Below are 616 nucleotides of genomic sequence, written 5' to 3'. Positions count from 1 at the left end.
TCTCTCCCCCACCCCGCTGCCGTCAATACGCGGCGGTCTGGCCCCCCGAGGTCCCGCCCTGCGCCGGGGCCGGGGTCCCGGTCATGAAAGCTGAAACGGTTGAAGCGATTATGCGAGAACAGCCGGGAGTGCTGCCCCAGTTCGGCAATACGGTCGAGATCGATCAGGAGCGAGAAAACGGGATAGCATAGCTTGTGGTGCTTCGGCCGCAGCCGCTCATGCACCACTTCGCCGCGATAGATCGCCGCTGGTTCCGTGTTCATGCGACTTGTGCGTCCTCGCGCGGCAGACTGAGCCGGTCCGACGGGTTCTCCAGATCCCAGGGCCGGCGCACGCCGCCGAGCTGCTCGGCCACGGCCAGCCCGCTCTGCAACCCGTCCTCATGGAAACCATAGCCGAAATAGCTGCCGCAGAACCAGGTCCGGTTCCGCCCCTGCAGCGACCACAGCTCCGGCTGCGCCGCCATGGCCGCGCCGTTGAACATCGGGTGCTTGTAAGCGATCGTCGCCAGCCTGTCGGTTTCGGCGATTTCGTCGATCGGGTTTAGCGGCACGAAGTAGTCCGGTTTCGTCCGTAGGGGCTGCAACCTTGTACAACAGTAGCTCACCCACAGCCT

Annotated in this window: 1 protein-coding gene and 1 pseudogene; both read right to left on the bottom strand. The window is 64.8% G+C overall.

The features are described 5' to 3' along the window. Positions 1-263: DUF1365 family protein (locus I6U14_RS15990; protein WP_296900513.1), on the bottom strand; the 263-nt coding region annotated here is incomplete at its 3' end. Continuing rightward, a pseudogene (locus I6U14_RS15985) lies at positions 260-616 on the bottom strand (NAD/FAD-binding protein); the annotation flags it as partial. The pseudogene I6U14_RS15985 and the gene I6U14_RS15990, both read right to left, overlap by 4 nt.

This window comes from Thiohalocapsa sp., from assembly GCF_019695415.1.
GTDB lineage: Bacteria > Pseudomonadota > Gammaproteobacteria > Chromatiales > Chromatiaceae > Thiohalocapsa.
The sequence above is the reverse complement of the archived record's forward strand: the minus strand, read 5'-3'. Positions and strand labels throughout refer to the sequence as shown.